The following is a 22,603-nucleotide window of genomic DNA, read 5'->3' as shown; positions in this document are numbered from 1 at the left end:
GGCTTCCGGCCGCTTAATCTTAGCAGCCAGCTTGAATCACATCCGGCTCAGACCGGGCTGCCAGCCTTCTTGAAATACTGCTGCACCAGAAAATCCATGATAGCGCCTGGCTGTTCTCTGGAGAACTCCGCCTTGTCTGCGAACAGCATCCCATAAGGTGCTTCCGGGGTGTACGGCTCCCAGCGCGGCAATTCTTCGCCTGTGGAATCCTTGCCGTTCGGGTCACCGGTAAGGATGAAATTCGCCGTGTAATTGCACATCTGGCGGGCCAGATCGTAATGCTTGCCGACAAACGGCCGCCAGCACTTGGCCAGCGTCTCGAAGAAGAACCACAGATCCACCGAGTGGAAGGTGCCCGGGTTATCCCAGCCCGGAATCTCGGCATCGAAGTTATAGTAATAGAGCGGGGTTTCTCCTCCGGTATCCGCATTCGCCTGCGCGGCAATACGAATGGCGTGTTCGATCCCGCTTACCGCTGCCCGCTCCGCCGCTTCCTGAACAGCATCCGGCCGTGCGCCGCTAAGCTTCAGGAAGGTCTCCGCATCCTCCCCGAACATGTCTGCCGCAAGCTGCTTGAACTCCTCGTAGGACTGTACCTTCGGAGTGCTGAAGAATTCGGAAGAGGTATGGCCGAGCATCACCGGCACCTGCAAGCGTCTATTCTGCACGAACAGATCGAACGGATTCCCCACCTGGAACTTCTGGTCGGCAACCGTACCCCAGAACCCGCCAAGCGCTACAGCCTTGTCCCGCAGGTAGTCCGCATCCAGCTTCCGCGCTTCCGCCAGAGTGGATACGCCTAGATACTTGAAGAACTCAATGCCATCCTGTTCCCCGTCCTGCAGCGTTCCCCGGAGCGGCGGCAGCAGGTTTCCCGGGTACAGGTCCGTGAAGATACCGCTTTCAACAATCGCCCGCTGAAATAATCCTTCGTTCTGCGGAGAGGTAAGCTGACTCATGACACTGCCGCCGCCCGCCGACTGCCCGCCGATGGTAATGTTGTCCGGGTCGCCGCCAAAGGCCGCAATATTGCGCTTCACCCAGCGGGTTGCCGCCTGTTGGTCAAGGTTGCCGAAGTTAGCAGGCGCCTCCGGTGATTCGGCCGTAATCTCAGGATGGCAGAGGAAGCCGAAGATATTCAGCCGGTAATTGATCGTCACAACTACAATCCCTCTGCGGGCAATCCGTTCGCCGTCGAATTCCATCTCTGCCGGATGGCCGACCTGCAGTCCGCCGCCGAAATACCATACATAGACGGGGAGCTTCTCGTCCGCCTGCTTGGCCGGGGTCCATACGTTCAGGTACAGGCAATCCTCGCTCATCGCAATGTCCGGCTCAACCGCCCATTCACGGGTATAGATGTTGTTGTCATCCAGCTCCTGTCTGACCTGCATGGAGACCGGTGCGAACTCGTGGGCCTGCAGCACGCCTTTCCAGTCTTCGGCAGGCTGCGGTGCCCGCCAGCGGTTCTCGCCTACAGGCGGAGCTGCGAACGGTATTCCCTTGAAGCTAGTAATCCGGGGATCGGCTGCGGGCAAGCCTTTTACCGTACCGTTCTCCACATTGACCAATCTAAGCATATTACCGTCTCCTTTACATGTACATCGTTACCTACCCCCAAATTCTAATAGACGCCCTGCCCCAAAACAATGATCTAAGCAGGATCATAATTGATCTATTCTAACATGCCGGCTACTGGCTAGAAGCCGAGGCTTCATCACTCTTCACACAGTCAATGGCAACCACAATGGCGATGATGATCGCCTCCAGCTCCTCATTCCATACTTGCACACTGTAGCTGTCGCCCCAGGTGAACCACTTCTTGCTCACTTCCCCGACGACGGTCCCGCGCTGCAAAACCTGGAAATCCATGTCCCACCAGTTCCCGTACACCTCAATATCCGCCGAATCTATCGAATAGCGCGCCTTGAAGAATGACAGCTCCTTCTTAATCGTCAATACCTCACGGCCATCCACTTCCACGAAGAATTTGGGCAGAAAGCTGAACACCTTCTTCGTAATCTGTGCAACTTCCCTCCCGCCGGCATTCATAACCGAGAAGGTCTTGGGAATCCGCATGAAGCTGCCCTCCACATAATACACATCCTGCTCCTGCTCATTCTTCACTGTGAACTTTTCGCCTATGCTGAATACCTTTTGCTTGATGTAGAGCTGTTTCATGGTGTGTCCCCTCCATTCTTATAACTCTAGCTTAACCCTATTTTGGCTAAGGTGCATGTACCTTTTTTAACTAAACCGCAAAAAGCAGCATTGTCTCCGCTCCCCGTTAAAGGAAGAAAGGAATGCTGCTTTTGCGCACGGCGATACTTCAAAGGTGTCTTTCCCGTCTCTCTTACCATTCAAACGTTACGCTAACCTCTGTTCCTTCACTTAGAGTGAATTGAATATATTTCCCCCGTGAGTCATGTACCACATCCAACCTCTCCCCGTTGATCCGGGCCTCTGTCCAAGGAAGTCCCGCGCTTAACCGGATGACATTGTCATTCCTACGGGAACGCAGTACCAGATGCACTGATTTCGCAGGAAGATTCCAGGTTAATGTCTTGACTTCAGCCCAGGTTCTTGCCATAAGCCCATGTATAGAACCCGTCAGCCAATCGGAGGGCAACGCTGGCAGGATCTCTATTTCGCCTGTGTTCGAGAATAATAGCGCTTCATTCACAGCTGCCACAGTACCGAATAAGGTGTCCGTGCAATAACAATTGCATCTTCTGTTAGAATCATGATCTGTCATTAAGGAGCTGTAATACGCCGCATCTCTCATCATTGGCAGAAGGGATGACAGTACTCCGTCACCATTCTTCAACCTGGCTTGCACCAGTGCCTTATGCATCCAGCCGTGTCCTGCTGTATCATCGCCGGTATTCAACCGGTCTCTATTATCAATCGCTATCTTAGCTGCCCGTGTCAGCGCAGGATCGGCTTGTGTCTCATAAGCAGGCCATGCCGGATACAGATGGCTCAAATGACGATGGTTGTTATTTTCTGTATATTCATTCATTGCCCATTCGCGCAAAGCACCATCGTAGTCATATTTATAATCCGGCAACAGCTCAAGTAATGCCTTCCACTTAGCTATAGCTGCTTCATAACCCTCACGTTTGACTTCCCGTTCCATTGCAATAACCATAGAGAGACCATCTCGTGCAGCTGATATATCCATCGTGGCATTTGCCGTAATGGTGCTGTTATATCCGATAGGATGGTTTTCCGGAGAATATCCAGGAATAATCAAGTATTTCTCTCCCGGATCAAGCCGCGCTTTCCCCTGCCGATAACAAGCCTTCCCGTTAATATCCGTGTAATATTCCGGTGTGCAGATCTGCTCCCAAAAGTTGGCCTGCTTGGTCAGCAAGGGAAGCAGGATATCTTGCTCTAAATCCAAATATCCCCTGCCGAGCAACTCTGCGAATTCTTCATCAGCCAGCCCTCCATCTTCAACGCTTAGAATCGGCTTCAGCTCATGGATTCTCATCTGATCATTGATTGGTATCTGCTGATTCCCGCAGCATTGCCAATATTCATAAATGGGCAGAAGGCACCAGCTTGCTCCGGCATTCCAGTATTCAAACGGATAATCATTGTCATATTCGACATGCATTGCCCGGTCCCCGTCAGAGTTAACAGAGACCTGAATGGCATCGTGCATTCCGTAGGCCATTCGCGCATTGTATTCGAAATCGGGCGTATTCCGGAGAAAAAATGTAATATACCCGAGCTGCGCATGAGCTAAATGACCAGTATTCATGGCTGCCACCTGCAGGTTCACATTGGCATCCAGCGTATAAATCCCCCGCCAGCCAGGATTCCACTCCCCGGTCCACATTCCATATAAGCGCGGTGCGCTTGCACCGCTGCAGCAGATCATGGCATACCGCCCCTGATTGTATACCTGCTCCATAAAGGCATGATTAACCCTTGCCGGGGTTGATTGCTGCTCAGCAATTAAGGTCTGGTTGTCCGAATTCCTGTGAGGTGCATCGCCTTCAATATGGAAGCTCACTGCATTAAATTCTGCGGAATGCTTGATAGTGTGAGCAGCCAGTGCCGCTTCATAATCTAAATGACCATCTGCTGCTGAATATTTTTGAACAACGGCACGGGTCCCTTCAAAGAGCTCGTCTACAATATTGTAGTGAGCCATTGCACCAAAATCTTCGATGCTTCCCATAGAATGTGTTCTGCATGAGCGCGTAATGAGATATACAGCATCAGCGTCCTTAATCTGGATTGCCGGGTTGGCCTCTTGACCAACGTTCACTGCTTCATGGTTGCCTTGCATCTGTATTCTCTTTTTGGTTCCATTCACAACAACAACCTGAGTCAAGCCGGCGTATCCCCCGTAAGCCAGTTCACTTTCCGCATAAAAAGGGTAATGCGCAACCTGGGCGAGAATGTCGGCATTTGCGTCCACCAGCTTTTTATATTGCAGTCCCTTCAGCTCAATGTGACCTTCGTTCGCTCCGCTCATCGAGGATATATCGTCAATCGAGAGGGTTATATTAACTTTTGCACCTGCAGAAGAAGCTGTAATCCTGGTAATTGAGACATTATCCTCACGAGAAGTAAAGGAAGTACGGACCCACTCCCCATTCTCATCGCTGTACCGTACCCCTGTCTCCGCAGTTTCATAATTCGTCCATCGCTGATATCTGCTTAAGCTTCCATAGGAGGGTATATTGAACCGGAGCTGATGACCCGGATGGTAGCTGTAATAAAAGGTTCTGATCCGGGTAGATCCGTTAGCATCTGTAATCTTCCATTCATCGTTCTGCCTGTACACATTTTGCCTGGCGGCATCCAGTTGTCCTGTCAATTCTTGCGGAACCGCACGCGGGTCCCTGGAAGGATAGTTAAACCACATATTCTGAAAAATAAAGCAGTCCGTATACGGTGAGCCTGAAGTAATATATCCGTTCTCCCCGTTTCCGCTAACCATACCTTCCCGCCATGCATTTCCGGGATGAACTGCTGAAACTTCTGTATAGACATTTGCATAATTCCCCTTCTTATACATCCGTGCTGGTTCCGGTGCAATCGTCATTGGATCTCCTCCTGAGCGGTTTGGGCTAATGAATCACATTACATCGAAATTCAGTAATAATTATATCAATGGAGGCTGAGATTCGTTATCCTTAGAGATGACAAGGAAGATCAATGAATGTCGCATTTTGACAAGGGGGGGGCGTCCGGAAGAATGAACTTACCTAACATTAACATCGGTGATCTGGATATCAAGCTGACTCTGGGCACAATGGTATTGAACGTATTGTATGTCAAGTTCGGGTACTTCTATAAGGCTATGCCTGCACACAGCCACAGCCAGGGAAGCTACGAGCTGCATTACATTCCAACCGGCCAGGGGACTCTGATTGCACAAGGCAACCGTTACGCGATTTCGCCTGGCATGCTCTTTGTAACCGGCCCGGATGTCGTTCACGAGCAGATTCCCGATCTGGAAGACCCTATGGCGGAATATTGCATCTTCTTTGAGGTATTGCCCGGAAATTCCGTTTCTCCGAATGTAAAACATCAACACTTCAGCGAGCCGTCTCTCCCCGAACTGCTGGTAGCCAACCCCTTCTGGATTGGGCAAGAGGACGGTACCATGCTTTCCTTATTCGAGATGCTTGCCGAAGAGCTCTCCCGCGGGCGGATTGGGGTCCATCATATGGCGACCAACATTCTTGAGATGATTGTGATTTGCCTGTTAAGGCATTATAGAGGGAATCACTCCGTTATACCGTCCCTTCCCCTGAAGACTCTCGATGATAGCAGACTGCTCATGATCGAGAACTGCTTTTTATATGAGTACAACTCCATTACGCTACAACAGCTTGCCAACCAATTGGGGCTAAGCACCAGACAGACGGAACGAATGGTTCATAAGCAATACGGCATGTCCTTCCAAGATAAGAAGCAGCAAGCCCGGATGGGCGCCGCTTCAAGGCTTCTGCTCACTACACAAATATCGATTGGCGAGATCGCAGCACAGGCTGGTTTCGCCACCCCGGAGCAATTCAGCAATGCGTTCAAAAAGTATTTCGGCGAAACCGCTACTCAACACAAAAGGAAGCGTTGAAAACGAAGCCAAGATCCATATACACATACGCCGCTAAGTTTAATACAGTAACACCGTTAAGAGGCTTGGGCTCTATAATTCTTGCTAAACATACCACTGCTCTTGCGTTGTATACAGCCTTGTATACTCGCCATCTTGCTGTATGAGTTCGCTGTGGCTGCCAACTTCGACGATCTCACCGGCCTTCATCACAATAATTCTATCTACATGCTTGCACAAGCCGGTCCGGTGGGAGACGATAATTGCCGTCTTGCCCTGAGCTACTGTAAGGAAATTCATCAGGATCTGATTCTCGATCAGCGGGTCGAGAGCACTCGTCGGCTCATCCATCACAATAAGCTCGCTATTCTTGAATAATCCTCTGGCGATAGAGAGCTTCTGCCATTGTCCGCCCGAAAGCTCCAGGCCATCGAATTCTCTGCCTAACATACAATCAAGCTGGGCGGGTTCAAATTCCAGATTAACCGCAGCAAGTACATCCAGAATATCATTGTCAGCCTCTAATCTGCTCAGATCCGAGATACAGATATTCTCTCTCAGAGTAAGTGAATATCTCATGAAATCCTGAGGAATGATAGAGCTCATTTGGAAAAGCGTATCCTGATTCAGCCCCTCTAAGGCTTCTCCATCATAGGTAACTGTACCGCGCTGAACGGGGTATAGTCCCAAAATCAACTTCGAGAGCGTTGTTTTCCCGCTTCCATTTTCACCTATAATCGCTATCCTCTCACCTTTATGAATTTCCAGATTAACTCCTTTGATGGATTGGCCAGCAGCGTTGGGGTAAGTAAATTCAAGCTGCTCCAGCTTTATGCTTTCGCTCAGCCCCTTTTTTTGCACAGAGCCTTTCTGTTCTTCATTCAAGTCCAAATAAGTATAGTAGTCCTTGGCAAAGGCTATCTTCTCAGGAAGGCTGCCTAAATCCATTAAGAACTTCTTCGTTTCATTCTGCACAGATAAGAAAGCCCCGATGCTTGCTCCGAACAAGCCTATGTTAATCTCCCCGGATAGGGTTAGGACCAGTGCGAGAACTACACTCGCCGTATAACCGATGACACGAATTGTATCGCAGAACAGCAAAGATAATGCATCCTTTTTACTGAATGCCCATAACTCCTTATCGATCTCAACTCTCGTTTCTTTAAATTGCTCGCTTAAGTACTGGTCGAACCCCATAGTTCGCATTTCTTTCACTGCGGTCTTATCATTGAACAGTTCCCATAAATAATCCCTGTAGCGGACCCGCTTGGTTTGTCTCTTCTTCAGCGCATAGAAATCCTTACCACGCAGCCTTCTCGCAATAAAATAGGGCATGACTGTCAACAAGGACAACAGAATAAACAGCAAATTGTAGCTGGCCAGCACAGACACCAATGAAATAATACTGATAGCGCTTGTAGCAAATACCGCAGATGACATATAAATTTGACTTAGAATTTCACGGTTTACACAGTCCATAGCTCTAGCTTTGATGTTCATGGTCTCGGAGTCCTCATACAGGATTAACGGTAACCGGGAGCTCTTGTGGGCTATAGCCTGTTTGTGATAGTCTGTGCATCGTTCATATACTCCGGCATTGATTGTAATATTAGATATAAACTGAAGGATCTGCTTCACTACATAGCCTGCCAGCAGAACTCCCCCGTAGAAAAAAAGAGGCTCCGCCTCCGTCCTTCCCTGCGAGTAAGAATAAACCTCGTTAAAAAGAGCGGCCGAAATAATCGTTATAAATACCGGAAAAATGCCCTCAAGCAAATAATACAGCGGAGACAAAATCCCTGACCAGGGAGCAGCCTTTAACGTTTGCTTGTATACTCTGAGCACAATCACCAGCGGTGTGTATTTATCCTTCATGGTTATCACTGTCCCTATACCAAGAGCTTTGCTTGCTCCATAGATTTGCATACATACCCTTCTGACTGATTAAGTGTTCGTGAGTTCCGTCTTCCACAATAGCACCGTATTGGAGCACTAAGATACGGTCAGAGAATCTGGCGCTCGCCAATCGATGAGAGATAAATAAACAACCCTTCTCCCCCATCATATCTCTAAAAGTTGCGTACAATTCACTCTCAGCCACCGGATCTAATGCCGCTGTCGGTTCATCCATAATCATGAAATGGGAATCTGCCAAATAGGCACGGGCCGTGGCAATCTTCTGCCATTGTCCTCCAGACAGATCTATACCGTTCTCCGCAATTTTCCCTAGAGCCGTATCCAAATCAGACAGAAACCCATCGGGTGCTGCCTTGGTCAAAGCACCTCTAAGGTCATTATCATTTCCTATTTTGGCTATGTTACCAAAAGCGATATTCTCCCGAAGAGTCAGTGAATACTTGCCGTAATCCTGAAAGATAATCCCTATACTGTTTCTAAGATTTTCTTGACTGATCTGGTTCAAGGGTACACCATGAATCAATATTTTTCCGCGATCTGGAACATATAGCTTCACTAACAGCTTTACAATTGTCGATTTACCGGCCCCATTTCCTCCAACCAAAGCAATATGTTCATGCTGATGAATGGTGAAGGAGACCTTCTTCAGCACCTGTTCTGCAGTCCCCGGATATGTAAAGCAAACATCTTTAAATTCTATGAATGGATACGGTTCAGAGTCGGCAGGTGCCGGATGCACGGATACAGTTGTAATTTGCCGCTCTGGAAGCTGCATGAACATTTCATAATGCATAATCTCCATACAACGATGAGACAGCCGGGAGAACAGCAATGACAGATCATCTGCAATGCCCAGAATACTGCCGGATGCTCCAATCAAAGAAACGAACAACCCGACAGACACCCGCCCGTCCATGACTCCATGAATCAGCTCAAAGATTACTAGTCCTATCCACATTAGAAGCAAAAAGCTGCTGGCAGCAAAATAGCGATGAGACTTTATCGTCGTCATCAAGCGCTCTTTTAGCACCTTTTCCGATTTTTGTTTCCATTTACTCTGTATGTATCCGACCGCACCAAATACCTTGAGTTCTAGCAGGGATCTTTTGTCACTTAGCAGTCCCCCCAAGTAGGATAGTTCACGCTCATCCCGGGATTGGCTGGTGAACAGTCCGTTCATCATTTCCATGGCTTTGAAGTTCAGTACCACCATTAGTGTGAAGATTATCAAGAAGGCCACAGTGAACCAGCCCGATACCTGTAAAAAGATAGCCATCAAGCTCACTAAGCTGACCAGCTGCGATATCATCGTTAAGGTCTGAACCAGCACCTCCAGAATCTTTTCATCCGGGTGATTTCCCATTTTGTTCAAATGATCCTGTACCTTCGAATCCTCAAAGCAGGAGTACTCTATCCGGTTAAATTTCTCCACAATCTCTTCCATAAAATCCTTGTTCAGCTTACTCCTTAAGCGCAGGGTAATCATGCTGTCCATGAAGGTGCTATTCGCTGTGAAAAGCAAAGTAGCTACCAAGCCTGCTCCCCATTGGACAAGCTGATTCAGCGGAACACCATTATTGATATAACCTTGCAAAGAATCAATCAGATGCTGTGTTATGTATAGCGTTAGCGGAGTGGTCAGAGCCAGCAGCAGGATTTGTAAGAACTTCAAGATGATCAGATAGGGAGCATATTTGTATAAAATAGCAATGGATTTTATGGCTTGCTTGAGCATAATCTCATTCATTCTCTCCTTCTTTCATTTCCTAAAATATAACTATATTCCTGTAAATAGACAACCTGTTGAATTACAGAAAAAGGTTTAACCAGACAAAAAAACAACCCTGATATGCTTGGTGTCATATCGGGATTGTTTTAGGATGTAATTCTGTTGCCTATTGCTCTCCAATCATCTGCAGCTCAATCTGCTTCATCCGGTACAAGTACCCCTCTCGTTCCATTAGCTCCGCATACGAACCTGTTTCGATCACCCTGCCCTGCTCCATGACGATAATCCTGTCCATATCTTCCAAGCCGGTAAGCCGGTGGCAAATGAGCAGCAACGTATCTCCGGCAGACTGTTCGTACAGATGGGTTAACACGCGCCCTTCCGTTACATAATCCAGTGAAGAGGTCGGTTCATCCAGCAGCCATAACCGCCCTTTGCGGAGCATTACCCGCGCCAGAGCCAGACGCTGCTTCTCGCCTTCGGACAGGTTCTCTCCTTTTTCGAATACGACATTTGTTAATGCCATATCCGGCAATTGGGCCTTAGCCAGAGCTTCCAACAATACTTCGTCGGATTGTTCTTCTCCATGCAGCAGCAGGTTGTCACGGACCGTTCCGCGGAAAAAATGGCTTTGCTGCAATACGACATTCGCAGCTTCCCAGATGCCTGACTCATCCAGCTCTTGCACCGGAATACCGTTCAAACGGATGTCCCCGGATACAGGCGTGCGCAGCTTGAGCAGCAGATCGATCAGCGTGGATTTGCCGGAACCGCTCGGTCCGACCACTGCCGTTCCGGAGCCTGCCGGGAGCTGCAGCGACACCTCGGTCAGCGCGGGCCGCCACTCGTCTTCATATTGGAACGTAACGCCGGACAGCTCCACCGAAACAGCATCTCCCGCCGCCAGGGTGCCGCCCGGCTGCACAGGTAAATCACCAGCAGTCAGTACAGTTTCAGTCAGCCTGCTGGCCGCGTGCTCGCTGTCTTGCTTATAGGCTGGTAAAGTAGCCATGGCCGCTGCTTCTTCGAACACCGTCTGTGAGGCCATGACCAGCATAGCCAGAAATACGCCGGACAGCGAACCTTCCATAATTAGATAGGCCCCTAGCGTCAGTACACCCCACGATATAAAAAAGGTTACAAAGGTGTGCATTGCCTGTCCGCATAACAGATGGCCTGCTGCACGCTGCTGCTCTGCTGTCAGTGCTGCTGAAGCCGCCTGGAGCTGCTGCTCCCGCTGCGGCAATTGCCCGTACACCTTCAGATCGCGGAAGCCATATAATACTTCAGTCACTTCCGTTGACAGCAGCGCCCGCAGCTTACGGACACGCCCGTGTATCGCCCGCTGGCCCAGCAGTACGATGCCCGGTACAACCCATGCGGTTAGCAGCATCCCTGTTACAAATAAGCAGGCGATCCAGAACGAATAAGAAGCACTGAACACCATGGTTGCCAGAAACACCGAGATGACGATCACCGGCGGATAAGCGACACGCAAAAAATAATTCTGCAGGCTCTCTACATCGCCGACAATCCGCGCCAGCAGATCTCCGCTGCGGTTCTTGTTCAAGATACCGGGCGTTAACGGGATCAGCCGGGTAAAAAAGCCTGTGCGCAAACGGCTAAGCATGGAAAAGGTGGCTCTGTGCGAATACAGGCGTTCTCCGTAACGGCTTGCCGCCCGGAGCAGACCCAGCAGCTTGACCAGCGCGGTCAGTACGATCAGGGTGTAGAGCGGCGGCATGAAGACCGTCTGTGAAATCAGATACCCGCTTGCGGAGAAGAGGGCCACACCGGCTGCGCCGGCAATAAACCCTCCCAGAATCGACAGGAGAATATCCTTACGCTCCGCTATCATGGCCTTGGATAAAATCGCCAGTTCATTCATGCTGACCCTCCTTTTCGCTGCATATCAACCATCTGGGCATATTGAGGCATACGTTCAAGGAGCTCGTCGTGAGGTCCGGCCGCTGCTAATACTCCATGGTCCATAAACAAAATATTATCCGCTTGCCGGATCGTGTATAACCGGTGTGCGACTGTGATCATCGTGGCCTTTTGGGCCAGCGCTGTTATGGAGCTTTGCAGAATTTGTTCGGTCTGCAAGTCGAGGCCTACCGTAGGCTCATCGAACAAGATCAGGGCCGGACGTTTCAAAAAGGCCCGGGCTAAAGCAAGACGTTGCTTTTCCCCGCCCGACAGTCCCCTGCCGCCTTCCCCGACATAACTGTCTAATCCCTGCTCCAGCCCGGCAATCAGCGGTGCAAGTCCCGCTTCCTCTGCGGCCTGCCTGATTTCTTCCCTGGATACGTTCCGTCCGGCGCCGATGGCGATATTGTCAGCGAAGGTGCCGGCAAAAATATAAGGGTGCTGCGTAATGTAGCTCACCTGCTCAAACCATGAGTCTTCCTCCCACTCTGTCAGCGGGCTTCCGTTCACCGTCACTGTCCCTGATACCGGCTTCAAAAGCCCGGCAATGAGATGGAGTAAGGTTGTTTTGCCCGAGCCGCTGTGGCCGACGATGGCAACATGCTGTCCGGGTTCTATGGAGACAGACCCAGCCTTAAGCTCGAATGAACCGGGTGCATAGTGGAAATGTACACCATCGAGCGCAATGGATGGCGGCAGCTTGAGCAGCTTGGCTGAGGTCTGCCCGCCCGCTTCCGGCTGTGCACCGGTGCCGCCGCTGATTTCCGCAAGCATCTGCTCCACCTTACGGACCGCCCCCATACTGGTCCGCCCGCTGTGAAAAGCGGTGCCTGTATTTTTGAGCAGGTTGAAGAACTCAGGAACAAGCAGCAGCACCAGAAATGCCGTGTGGAACGGCATTGATTTGAACACGAGCAGCTGAATAGCCAATTCAAGAGCGACAATCCCGATGCCCAGCATGACGATGGATTCCAGCATGAACGTATTCGTAAAGGCAACCTTCAGAATATCCATGGTCGCGTCACGGTACCCCAGGCTACTGCGCTCAATCTGCTGCTGCTGGCGGCGGCCCTGTCCGAATATTTTCAAGGTCACCAGCCCTTGAAGCGAATCCAGGAAGGTGCCGGAGAATTCGGCAAGCTGCGCATACTTCTCTTCCGATTTATTCTTCGTTTGCAGTCCCACCAGAATCATGAACAGCGGGATGAACGGTGCCGTAAACAGCAGAATGAAGCCGGTATTCGCATGTAAAATGAACGTAACGACCAGAATCAGAACCGGGATGATCGCAGCTTCGGCCATCCGCGGCATGTATTGACTGAAGTAGCTGTCCGTCTCGTCCACTGCATCCAGAGCCACACTGACCTTTCCTCCCGTCTGCCCACGCAGCGTTGAAGGCATGGAGGCATGGGTAAGCTTTTGCAGCACGGCTGAATGCATATTTGCCTTAGCGTCGGCCGCCATAGCCAAGCCTATTCTTCCGTTCCCGTATAACAGCAACGTGCGGATCGCCATCACTGACAGCAGCAGCGCGAGCAGCAGTGCAACCGAAGATAAGGAAGCCCTCTCCACGAACACCCGCTGCACCGCTTCCGCCAGTAGCCCGGCCTGACTTACAATCGCAATACCGAGCAGGAGCGATAGGACGGCCAGCATAACCAACCGTTTTCGTTGCCGTGACATTTGCTCAGCAATCAGGCTTGTTGTCTTGTTCATTTATTTCTTTCCTTTCACATAATCTGCGTCAAAGAGGAACAGCTTGAACACCAGAATCAGAGAAGGAATGAGTAGGCACATCCCGCCGATGAATACAATGACGAGCGCCAGGCCCATGGCCGGTGAAGTGATGCTGTTCTCCAGCGTAATGAACGGGTCCAGAATATAAGGGTACTGCCCGATCCCGTAAGCGAAGAAGGCGCATAGAAATTGCAGCATGATGCTTATGAACGCCAGCCCGTAACGGCGTCCGCTGTACAGCAGCCACATGGCAAGCATGAAGAAAGCGACGGACAGCGCAAGCAGCCACCATAAATCCATCATATTTTGAAAATGCCGCTCATTGTGCTGTCCCAGATAAATAAAGGCCGTCAGCGCGGTAACAATCGTCGGCGTGCTCCAGAACAGCGCATAGGTGCGCATAAGCTTCAGCGCGGGTTGATCCTCAGCCCGGGAAGCATAAAAGGCCAAAAAGGAGGCGCTGATGAACAGCACGGATACAATCGCCAAGCCTACAATGCACCAGGATAAGGGGTTGGTGAACAATGCCCAGTAATCCAGAGACACGCTCTCCCCCTGCTTGAAGATGAAGCCGCCTTCCGACAGAGTGAGCGCCACGGACAAGGATGCGGGAATCAGCAGCCCCGAAGCGCCGTACAGAAAGAGGTATACGATGTTATTTTTGGACCCGTAATTCTCGAACGCATAGAACGAACCGCGGATCGCGATGAGGATCACAGCAATGCTTCCCGGAACAAGCAGCGCCGAGCCGTAATAATAAGCGGTATCCGGGAAGAAGCCGACAAGTCCGATGTAAAAAAAGACGAAAAACACATTCGTAATCTCCCAGACAGGCGATAAATAGCGGGAGATCAAACGGTTAATCAGATGATCCTGCTTCGTCAGCCGCGCATAAAATGCAAAGAATCCGGCTCCAAAATCAATGGAGGCCACGATTAAATAGCCGTATAAAAACAGCCAGAGCACTGAAATTCCAATCAGCTCATAACTCATTTTGCGTGCTCACCCTTTCCTGTTGAGTTGCCTCCGGGAGGCTGATGCCACTTCTCCATCTCGGTTTCCGCCGGATTGTCCTTGAACATGCGCCGCAGCACAAGAACGCATACAGTTCCCAACAGGATGTACAGCAACAGGAAAACAAAAAACAGGATTCTCACGCTCGGGGATGTCGTTGCCCCCTCTTCTACACGCATGTATCCCCTTAAGATCCAGGGCTGGCGGCCAATTTCAGCGTAAAACCAGCCCAGCTCGACTCCCAGAAAAGCAAGCGGTGCGCCTAACGCGATGGCGCGGAGCAGCCATTTGTTATGCTCATTGCGTTTTTTCCAGAATACAAACAGGAAATACAGGAATGAAATGCCTAATAGGGCGAACCCTATACCGACCATTAGATCAAACAAATAATGAACCAGGAGCGGCGGCCGCTCATCCGCAGGAAATTCATTCAGACCGGTCACCTCTGCATTGAAATCGCCAAAGGCGAGGAAGCTGAGAAATTTGGGAATGTGCAGTGCGCCCAGCACCTCATGCTCTGCGTTAAGCCACCCTAACAGAACCAGATCTGCTCCGCTCTCCGTTTCAAAATGCCACTCTGCCGCTGCCAGCTTCTCCGGCTGATGCTCCGCCAAAAATTTCGCAGATACATCTCCAGCTAGTGCGTTCAGCAGTCCAAACACCATCACCACGGCCATCATCAGCTTCAGCGCTTTTTTATGGTATTCCGAAGCGCCCTTTCTGAGTAGCGCAAATGCGGCAATGCCTGCCAGCAGTGCAGCCCCGGTCAGATAGGCTGAGCTTAAGACATGGAACACCTTGGAGAACGTCGCTGTATTCAGCATCGCCTCCACCGGATTCACAGCTGTGAATTGTCCTCCCGCCATGGCAAAGCCCTCAGGCTGATTCATGAACCCGTTTACAGTCGTGATAAACACAGCGGACATCCCGGCACCGGCAACAATCGGGATCGTAAGGAGCCAGTGGATATACGGCTTTTTGAAGCGGTCCCAGGTATAGAGATAAATGCCCAGGAAGATCGCCTCAAAAAAGAACGCAAACACCTCCATAAATAGCGGAAGCGCAATCACGTTACCGGCCAGCTTCATGAAATTCGGCCAGACCAAGGCCAGCTGCAGTGAAATCGCCGTACCTGTCACCACGCCAACGGCTACAGAAATGACAAACCCGCGGGCCCATCGCTTGGCCATTAACGTGTAGTGAGCGTCTTTTTTGCGTATGCCCATGAATTCTGCAATAGCAATCATCAGCGGAACCCCAACGCCAATTGTTGCGAAAATAACGTGGAACCCCAATGTTAAGCCTGTCACCAGTCTGCTCCACAGCACAGTATCGATGCCCATTACGTTAGTGCCTCCTTATCCAAGCAGTTAGATATTTTGAATTATTATATCTTTAATTTTAAGTAAAACAGTTCCGGTCACCTTATTGCCTTCAAACGTTCATGAAAGGATCAACTCTTTCTTACATCTTGGTGAATACGGCCAAAACTACTCTTTTGGGCTATTGTTTGGTTAGGAGTAACGTGGTAAAGAACTGTTACATGATGGGCCACCGCTATGGTCCTGATCATAGCCATGCCAGAAAGGCGGCCGCAGCCTATGGCATGGAGCTCGAGACTGAGCTGGCCCTGCATTCCGAACAAAAACAGCTGAAGCAACGGCTGCAGACGGAAGGCTAAAGAGTATAGCAAATAAGGGTGACCGAATCGCCGGGCGTTACTCCGGCTCTTGGTCACCCTTATTTTTACTGAGTTTATTATTGAATGCCCGCCACCCAGAGATTCCTCTCTTCTCTTAGTGATTATACCGGCAGCCGATAATAAGGCAACGTTACCGACGGCCGAAAGCCCAGCTTCTGCGCTAAATAATAGGACCCCTCGTTCTCCAGACGGCAAGCCCATACGGGCTCCAGATCATGGTCTAGACAATACTCGATTAGAGCGGAGCATACGGAGACCGCATAACCATTTCCCCTGTAAGCCTCCGCCGTCTCAATTCCAATCTCCAGCTGATTCCCGGTCCGGCAAGAGGAGAATGCGCTTGAAGCAGTTTCTCCATCGCGAAGCAGGGCATAACCCACGCCTTCCGTGGCAAAATGCTCTTCATCCCGCCAGAAGTGCCGGGGAATTACAGCTCCGGTCTGGGTCAAAAACTGCTTTGGGGTTATGCGGATTACAGGCTCACTGTGCCTGGGAAATTTCTGCTTTGCCTGCTGATAGGCATCGTGATCAAAGGTGAAGTTGACTCTGGTATTTCTCATAATTCTTTTCTCCTCAAAGCCACCGGACGGCAAATCACACTTCTTGAGCTCACTGTTATGGAAGGATAGCATACCATCCACTATCCCGCTCCATTCTCCCCCCGGATCAGCCTGCAGCCATTCCACTTGTTCCCTGGTTGCCGACTGATTGGTTATATAATCGTAAAGCTTGTTAGTAAAGGACTCAATTCCAGCATCACCGAACAGCAAAGACATCCCATAGGAATGGACTACATAAAAGGTACAGGGGTTCTCAATACAATCTACATATACATGTCCTGTAATTTGCTGCTCAAGCACCGCTTCAGCGAACATGGTGTTAATCTGTATCTGGCGGACCAGGTCGAGCGCTTTGTGATAATCCTTGGGAGCCAGCTCAATCATCATTATCTTCCCCTTTCTTCATTGCTTGACCAGCATCAGGCTCTCACTGACTGATTGTTCAACACCTCGATATTACGCCACTTGCCTCCTACGTACCGCCAGGTCACAATAAGCAGCATAACTATCGTATATGTTAACAGCTCGATCCATACCCAGAATAACGAATAATCAGCTATGATGTAAGTGTAATAAGGAAGCAGCAAATAAAACAGAATAGGCAGAATCAAATATAACTTCATCATGAACAAGGTGTCTCCCGTTGCCCTCAGGATGCTTCCAATAACAATTTGAACAGAATCAAATATAATCCATACGGATGTCAATCTTATAAGCGGGACGGTAATATCCCTGACCAGATCATACCCTTGGCTCTGCTTGGCGTGGAAAATGGACACAAGGAACTCCGGAAACAGATTGAACGATATTATGATCAGCACATTGAACCCAAGTGCAAACCACAAACCCTTTTTCAGGATGACCGAAATATTTTCAATCCTTCCCCCGCCCCTCTCCTGAGCGGTCAGAATGCTTAAGGCGTTACCGAGTCCCCAGATCGGAAAGATGGATAAGCCTTCAATCGTAAACACAATATTTGCCGCAGTTAAATCACTTTCTCCCGTTTTTCCGATAATCAGCAATAGCAGACTGAAATAGGCAGTACCTACAAAGGACTGGACACCGGAAGGCAATCCGAACTTCCATATTTTCACGAACAACTCGCGATCAAATTTGATATGCTTAAAGATCTGAAAGCCTGATTTATAGGAATTGGAACAGAGCATGAGGATATTAATCGCCAAATTAATGAAACAGCTGATCAGGGTAGCGAGACCCGCCCCCTTGATTCCACCCAGTTCCGGGAAGCCCCAATGGCCGAAAATCAACAGCCAATCCAGAGCTATGTTGCAGAGGTTGGAAATCAGCGCAACATACAGAATTTTCTTGGTATCACCCACACCCCGGAACAGGCTGGAAAAAGCGGCAATCATAATCTGCACACAGTTGGAGAAGATCATCAGGTAAAAAAATTGCTTCTCATAGGCTAGAAGTTCTCCTCTATGTCCCATGAGTGAAAAGACTGATGCAAAAATGGGTGCTGTAAGGAGTAAAATGAGTGAAGAAAACAGGCTTATGTACACTCCTTGCCACAAAGATTTGCTGCAGCTATTCTTGTCGCCCGCCCCGTAAAAGTGGGCTATTAATGTAGAAGAAAACCCTACAACACCCAAAAAAATACTCCCTAATGATGTCGCAACATTACTGGACGGCATAACCGCCGCAAATTGCGTAATATCGTATTGCGCCACGAATGCACGATCAATAAATACCATAATATTGATGGAAAACATCGACAAAATAATAGGATAGGTGATGTTTATAATTTTTTTATAAGAGATTTTATCAAGTGCAGCCGTGTGATTCAAGTTGAATCCCCCCCTTTGTTCATTCATATTTTATATCCTTATTGTCCGAGAAACGCTGCACCTATCGCACCAGTGACTTGAGGATAATCGGTAACATGAATATCCATGTTCAGCTTTTCTTTCAGCGAATTGATAATCCCTATATTTTTAGCTACACCTCCACTCATTCCAAGCGGTTCCCGGATTCCTACCGACTTAAGCAAAGCAATGGATCTCGTCGCAATGGAATCGTGAACGCCTTTGACAATATCGGGAGCAGGTGTGCCTACAGCCACCAAGGAGACAACCTCCGTTTCGGCAAAAACAGAGCACATGCTGCTAATCCGTGCTGCGGAGGTGGAATTGAGTGAAATTTCTCCCATGTCTTCAAGCTGGACATTCAGCGCCCGCGCGATAATATCCAGGAACCTTCCGCAGCCAGCCGCACACTTGTCGTTCATTAGAAAGTTCAGCACATTCCCGTTATCATCAAGCTGTATCGCTTTGCTATCCTGCCCTCCGATATCAAGAATAGTACGGATTTCCGGATTTAGGAAATACATTCCTTTTGCATGGCAAGTAATTTCAGAATAATTCTTATTGGAGAATGGTACATTTTCCCTGCCATAGCCGGTAGTCACTACAAGGTCAATGTCATCGGGTGTCAGTCCGGCTTTCTCAATGACATTTTGGTAGGTCATTTCAGCAGATTGTCTGTTGTTGCCTCCGGTATAAATGACATCATAAGCAAGGATTTCTTTTTTATCCTTAAGAATCGCCGATTTGGTGGAAAGCGAGCCAATATCTATTCCTAATGTAATCATTATGATAGTCTCCTTTTTCTGAAGGTTAGATAATTTCCAGAAACGCATCAATACGGTTTTTTACTTGAGAGAACGAATAATTATTTTTGTCCCGGATGTCCACGTCAACCGAAAGATATTTAATCTGCTTAGTGACAGACATTTCCCTGACCGCTTGGCTAAGACCCATCATATTTCTGCAGCCCCAGGTATTGACCAGGATAATGCAATCAATATGATTTTGCTCGCAGACAACGGCGGTCTGTTCCCTCATTCTTTCAGAATTCCACAAATATGCGATAGACCGCTCAGCCATACTATCCAGAGGTCGCTCAGGATCAAGCTTCATCAAATTACCTTCCCAATAGGTAGTCCAATAGATAATTTCAATTTCCCTCTCCAAATATTGAACCAGCTCGTGCGATTGATCGGGGGCCAGTCCAACCCATAGCATCCTTTTTTTTCTAGGTGCTACTTCTTGTGTTTCCAGCTTTTCAAGAGTCTCTGAGTGCAGGGATTGGCAAATCTTCACCATTTCTTTCATGCCCCAACAATTAACAGCCATTATTTCATACAGCTCTCGCTGCAGTCCCGGGATATGCACCTGCTTGGCAATATCAATCGTCTGAAGGAAGTAATCCTTCGCCTCATTGGAAAGCTTGATAACCTCTTGAAAAGATTTTTCGTCATAGGACATTCCTGTTACTTGTTCAACTTCCCTGAGGACTTCCTGAAATTGTCCGGTCAGATAGGCAACTGATTCCTCCGTCTGCAGCATCGGCACATTAAAGGTACTGTAGGTACTGTCATAGATTTTACTGAATTGAAAGCCCAGTTTGGCGAGCCCGTCACATAAGTGATTGTTGATGATGATGATATCCGGTCTTGGCAGACAATTGGCCAATGCCGCTCCATAGGCAGCTCTAACACTGGAGCATAAATCTCTCGGAAGATGATTCTCCTCCGTAAGCCTCAGACACATATCTATCGCATCGGATTGGGAGAAAAGCGTGGATATGCTCTCAAAGTTTAGTGAAATGAAACCGAATAAGAATAACAGCTCGTTGGGAAAAACCTCTCCGACATACGCGACCTTGGTTTGCTCTTTAAAGCACTGCATAATGTAATAGGCATTGAACAGCGAACGGATACGGGCTGTCTTAGGATAGCTCGGCTGCGAGTAGTTTTGCACATTGTAGCTGACCAGATTCTCTGCCATATTCTTGGCCTGCAGGCTCCGGTCATCACCATCGATCAGCTTAAAATCATTAGTCAGTGTCATTATGGCCTCCTCTAAGATATTCTCGTTTCAAAAAAAGTCTGAATCCTAGTTTTGATACTCTGGATATTGGTCATATGCCGTTCCGACTCAATGAATAATACCGGGATTCCGAGCTGGGCAAGCGAGTGGCGGATATATGGATAATCAATCAGATTGGTATCGCAAAATTTAAGCGAAAGGTACAACACCGCATCCACATTATGCTCCCGGATTAAATGCTGGATATGGGCAAGTCTCCGGTCTGCATCGATCATCCGTGCACTTGTCGCTTTATCCAGGTAATAACTCGCAATAGCTTCCAGTGGTTCTGCATTCTCATCAATTTCACCTTCAAAATATTTGTATCCCGTGCTCATGTCCTCATAGACGACACGGGCACCTGTACGTTCGATAACCTCCAGAATATTCGCATTGTCGAAATAGCTTCCAGTGAGCAGTACATTGCAGCCTTCTGTATGAGCAGGTATCTCTACCCCTTCGTAGATCTGGAGAATGGCTTCCAGCTTCTCGTTGAATTCCTCTTTGAATCCCGAGCTGCCGGCCTTGACCAGTTCCAGCATGTCGACAGAATTCATCGGGAGTATGCCCTGATTGCGCATTCTGCACGTCTTTTGCAGCAGTCTTCTAGATTTGTTACACAGCCTGATTGCGTTCCGGAGTTCCGTTTGGCCAATCGTGCAGGAATATCTCTCCTCCAGCTCCTTAATCAGCCGTTCGATTTGCCAGCGGTAGTAACTCTTCGACGATTCCTTGACATCCTTCGGAAGCTCCAATAGATAATGAAAAGAATCACCAACGCTCTTCTGCCACACTTCGTACAGCCGCTTACGCATGTCGCATGTATCTACAAAAATATGACCGTCTGAAAACGAATAGACCTGCTCCAAGCCTTCACTCAGGCAGCTTAGGATATAGGAGCAAAAATTGTTAGACAACAACGAGGTTGCATCCGAATTAACGGTACGTGTATCACCTGTTATGCGAAAAGGGACAACGCCTGCAGCGTAAAGCACTTCCTCTGGTGTATAGATCGAACTATAACCCAGTTTCGGTTGGTTAATAAGTGGCAGACGCTCAAGCCGGTCCTGATGCAGTGCAAATACGCTATCGAACAAATGTGTCATGCGGGACACTCCTTTTCGAGAATTGCATTGAGTTGGGATGCTATAGCCTCTTTGGGTTCTGGATCAAAGATAGAATAATGAGTTGCGTTCACTTCATGGATAGTGAAATATGAACAGTACCGCGACCACTCATTCAGGTCAGGTATGGGATCAATCATGGCCTGAAACATATGAACCGGATAGGTTCCTACGGTATGAGGCGAGTATTCTGTTCGTGCATGGTGGAGAATACGATTGATATTGAGCAGATACAGCCGGTCAATATAAGTAAGATTGCCTAGCTTCACCAAGGGAAACGGCCATTCACCGTCTAACCCTGCAAAAAAAGCTTCCCAGTCAATGGCTTCAGCCGGAGCATCAATAAGCTGAGAGCAAAAAGACTCCATGCTCATACTCTCGTACGCATTCAGCTCCCTCTGCACACTGCCGCTCTTGATGAACCGCTTGAAGAACTCATATTCGGAGGCCACTGTAAATGCCGCGACACTCCCTTTCGGATAGTAACCGGGTTGGGGAGTATCAAACATGCAGCAGAGCTTCACCTGCGCATTCCTCGCCTCCAGCTGATTAGACATCTCAATGGCGATACTTCCTCCTATCGACCAGCCTGCGAGATAAAACGGGCCCTCTGTCAGATTAAGCAGGTACTCCACATACCGGCTGGCCAATTCCTCTATCCGAATGTTGCGGGGTATTCCGTCTACAGCTGCATCCAGTATGACCGCATAGATGTCAAACCGGGGATCCAGTGAAGCACATAACGGAAGATATCCCTCGATCCTGCCGGTACCATCATGAATGAGAAATAGCTTTTTACCGGGATCAGACCCTTTTCGCAGCAGCACCAGACTATGTCTGTACTGAAACTTTTGATGTGATTTGCTCAGCAGTGTCAGACTCACCGGACCTCCTCCTCTACATTGAAAGGTTGTTACGC

General features: G+C 48.9%; 17 protein-coding genes. 2 read left to right on the top strand and 15 right to left on the bottom strand.

What is annotated here, in order from left to right; all coding sequences use genetic code 11:
* Positions 1-47 precede the first annotated feature (47 nt).
* From MKX63_RS24175 to MKX63_RS24165, 3 genes are all read right to left on the bottom strand, one after another.
* Entirely contained in the window at positions 48-1,580 is a 1,533-nt protein-coding gene (locus tag MKX63_RS24175; RefSeq protein ID WP_341020635.1) for a carboxylesterase/lipase family protein, read from the bottom strand.
* Between the two features lie 112 nt (positions 1,581-1,692).
* Positions 1,693-2,181: an LURP-one-related/scramblase family protein gene (locus tag MKX63_RS24170; RefSeq protein WP_341020633.1), complete on the bottom strand. Its 489-nt coding sequence runs from the start codon at positions 2,179-2,181 to the stop codon at positions 1,693-1,695.
* Positions 2,182-2,353: 172 nt separating this feature from the next.
* Positions 2,354-5,065: a glycosyl hydrolase family 95 catalytic domain-containing protein gene (locus tag MKX63_RS24165; RefSeq protein ID WP_341020632.1), complete on the bottom strand. Its 2,712-nt coding sequence runs from the start codon at positions 5,063-5,065 to the stop codon at positions 2,354-2,356.
* Positions 5,066-5,218: 153 nt separating this feature from the next.
* On the opposite strand from MKX63_RS24165, the gene MKX63_RS24160 reads away from it, so the two are divergent.
* Positions 5,219-6,103, top strand: a complete 885-nt coding sequence (locus MKX63_RS24160; protein WP_341020631.1) for an AraC family transcriptional regulator — start codon at positions 5,219-5,221, stop codon at positions 6,101-6,103.
* A gap of 84 nt (positions 6,104-6,187) precedes the next feature.
* On the opposite strand, the gene MKX63_RS24155 is transcribed toward MKX63_RS24160, so the two are convergent.
* The 6 genes from MKX63_RS24155 to MKX63_RS24130 form a co-directional block, all read right to left on the bottom strand.
* Positions 6,188-7,582, bottom strand: a complete 1,395-nt coding sequence (locus MKX63_RS24155) for an ABC transporter ATP-binding protein (protein ID WP_341020630.1) — start codon at positions 7,580-7,582, stop codon at positions 6,188-6,190.
* Between the two features lie 364 nt (positions 7,583-7,946).
* Positions 7,947-9,746, bottom strand: coding sequence for an ABC transporter ATP-binding protein (locus MKX63_RS24150; protein WP_341020629.1), 1,800 nt, complete (start codon positions 9,744-9,746; stop codon positions 7,947-7,949).
* 148 nt (positions 9,747-9,894) lie between these two features.
* Positions 9,895-11,616 (bottom strand): thiol reductant ABC exporter subunit CydC, encoded by a 1,722-nt coding sequence (cydC, locus tag MKX63_RS24145; protein ID WP_341020628.1) that lies wholly within the window; start codon positions 11,614-11,616, stop codon positions 9,895-9,897.
* Positions 11,613-13,373, bottom strand: coding sequence for a thiol reductant ABC exporter subunit CydD (cydD, locus tag MKX63_RS24140; protein ID WP_341020626.1), 1,761 nt, complete (start codon positions 13,371-13,373; stop codon positions 11,613-11,615). The genes cydC and cydD overlap by 4 nt, the downstream gene beginning before the upstream one ends.
* Positions 13,374-14,387, bottom strand: coding sequence for a cytochrome d ubiquinol oxidase subunit II (locus MKX63_RS24135; RefSeq protein WP_341020625.1), 1,014 nt, complete (start codon positions 14,385-14,387; stop codon positions 13,374-13,376).
* Complete coding sequence (locus MKX63_RS24130; RefSeq protein WP_341020624.1) at positions 14,384-15,751, bottom strand: cytochrome ubiquinol oxidase subunit I; 1,368 nt, start codon at positions 15,749-15,751, stop codon at positions 14,384-14,386. The genes MKX63_RS24135 and MKX63_RS24130 overlap by 4 nt, the downstream gene beginning before the upstream one ends.
* Before the next feature lie 200 nt (positions 15,752-15,951).
* Between MKX63_RS24130 and MKX63_RS24125 the strand changes: the two genes are divergently transcribed.
* Positions 15,952-16,089: a hypothetical protein gene (locus tag MKX63_RS24125; RefSeq protein WP_341020623.1), complete on the top strand. Its 138-nt coding sequence runs from the start codon at positions 15,952-15,954 to the stop codon at positions 16,087-16,089.
* A 122-nt stretch (positions 16,090-16,211) separates the two neighbouring features.
* Here MKX63_RS24125 and MKX63_RS24120 read toward each other — a convergent pair whose 3' ends face one another.
* Genes MKX63_RS24120 through MKX63_RS24095 form a run of 6 tightly spaced genes read right to left on the bottom strand, consistent with a single transcriptional unit; the run spans position 16,212 to position 22,568 of the window.
* On the bottom strand, positions 16,212-17,057 hold the full coding sequence (locus MKX63_RS24120; protein WP_341020621.1) for a GNAT family N-acetyltransferase: 846 nt from the start codon (positions 17,055-17,057) through the stop codon (positions 16,212-16,214).
* A 32-nt stretch (positions 17,058-17,089) separates the two neighbouring features.
* Positions 17,090-18,478, bottom strand: coding sequence for an MATE family efflux transporter (locus MKX63_RS24115; RefSeq protein WP_341020619.1), 1,389 nt, complete (start codon positions 18,476-18,478; stop codon positions 17,090-17,092).
* Positions 18,479-18,516: 38 nt separating this feature from the next.
* The gene (locus tag MKX63_RS24110; RefSeq protein WP_341020618.1) at positions 18,517-19,281 is read right to left on the bottom strand and encodes an acyl-CoA dehydratase activase; all 765 of its coding nucleotides are present in this window, start codon (positions 19,279-19,281) and stop codon (positions 18,517-18,519) included.
* Between the two features lie 25 nt (positions 19,282-19,306).
* A complete protein-coding gene (locus tag MKX63_RS24105; RefSeq protein WP_341020617.1) occupies positions 19,307-20,542 on the bottom strand; it encodes a 2-hydroxyacyl-CoA dehydratase subunit D in 1,236 nt (411 codons plus the stop codon).
* Between the two features lie 11 nt (positions 20,543-20,553).
* On the bottom strand, positions 20,554-21,666 hold the full coding sequence (locus MKX63_RS24100) for a 2-hydroxyacyl-CoA dehydratase subunit D (protein ID WP_341020616.1): 1,113 nt from the start codon (positions 21,664-21,666) through the stop codon (positions 20,554-20,556).
* A complete protein-coding gene (locus MKX63_RS24095) occupies positions 21,663-22,568 on the bottom strand; it encodes a thioesterase domain-containing protein (protein WP_341020615.1) in 906 nt (301 codons plus the stop codon). The genes MKX63_RS24100 and MKX63_RS24095 overlap by 4 nt, the downstream gene beginning before the upstream one ends.
* Positions 22,569-22,603 lie beyond the last annotated feature (35 nt).

Source organism: Paenibacillus sp. FSL R7-0179 (genome assembly GCF_038002265.1).
GTDB lineage: Bacteria > Bacillota > Bacilli > Paenibacillales > Paenibacillaceae > Paenibacillus_AQ.
The sequence above is the reverse complement of the archived record's forward strand: the minus strand, read 5'-3'. Positions and strand labels throughout refer to the sequence as shown.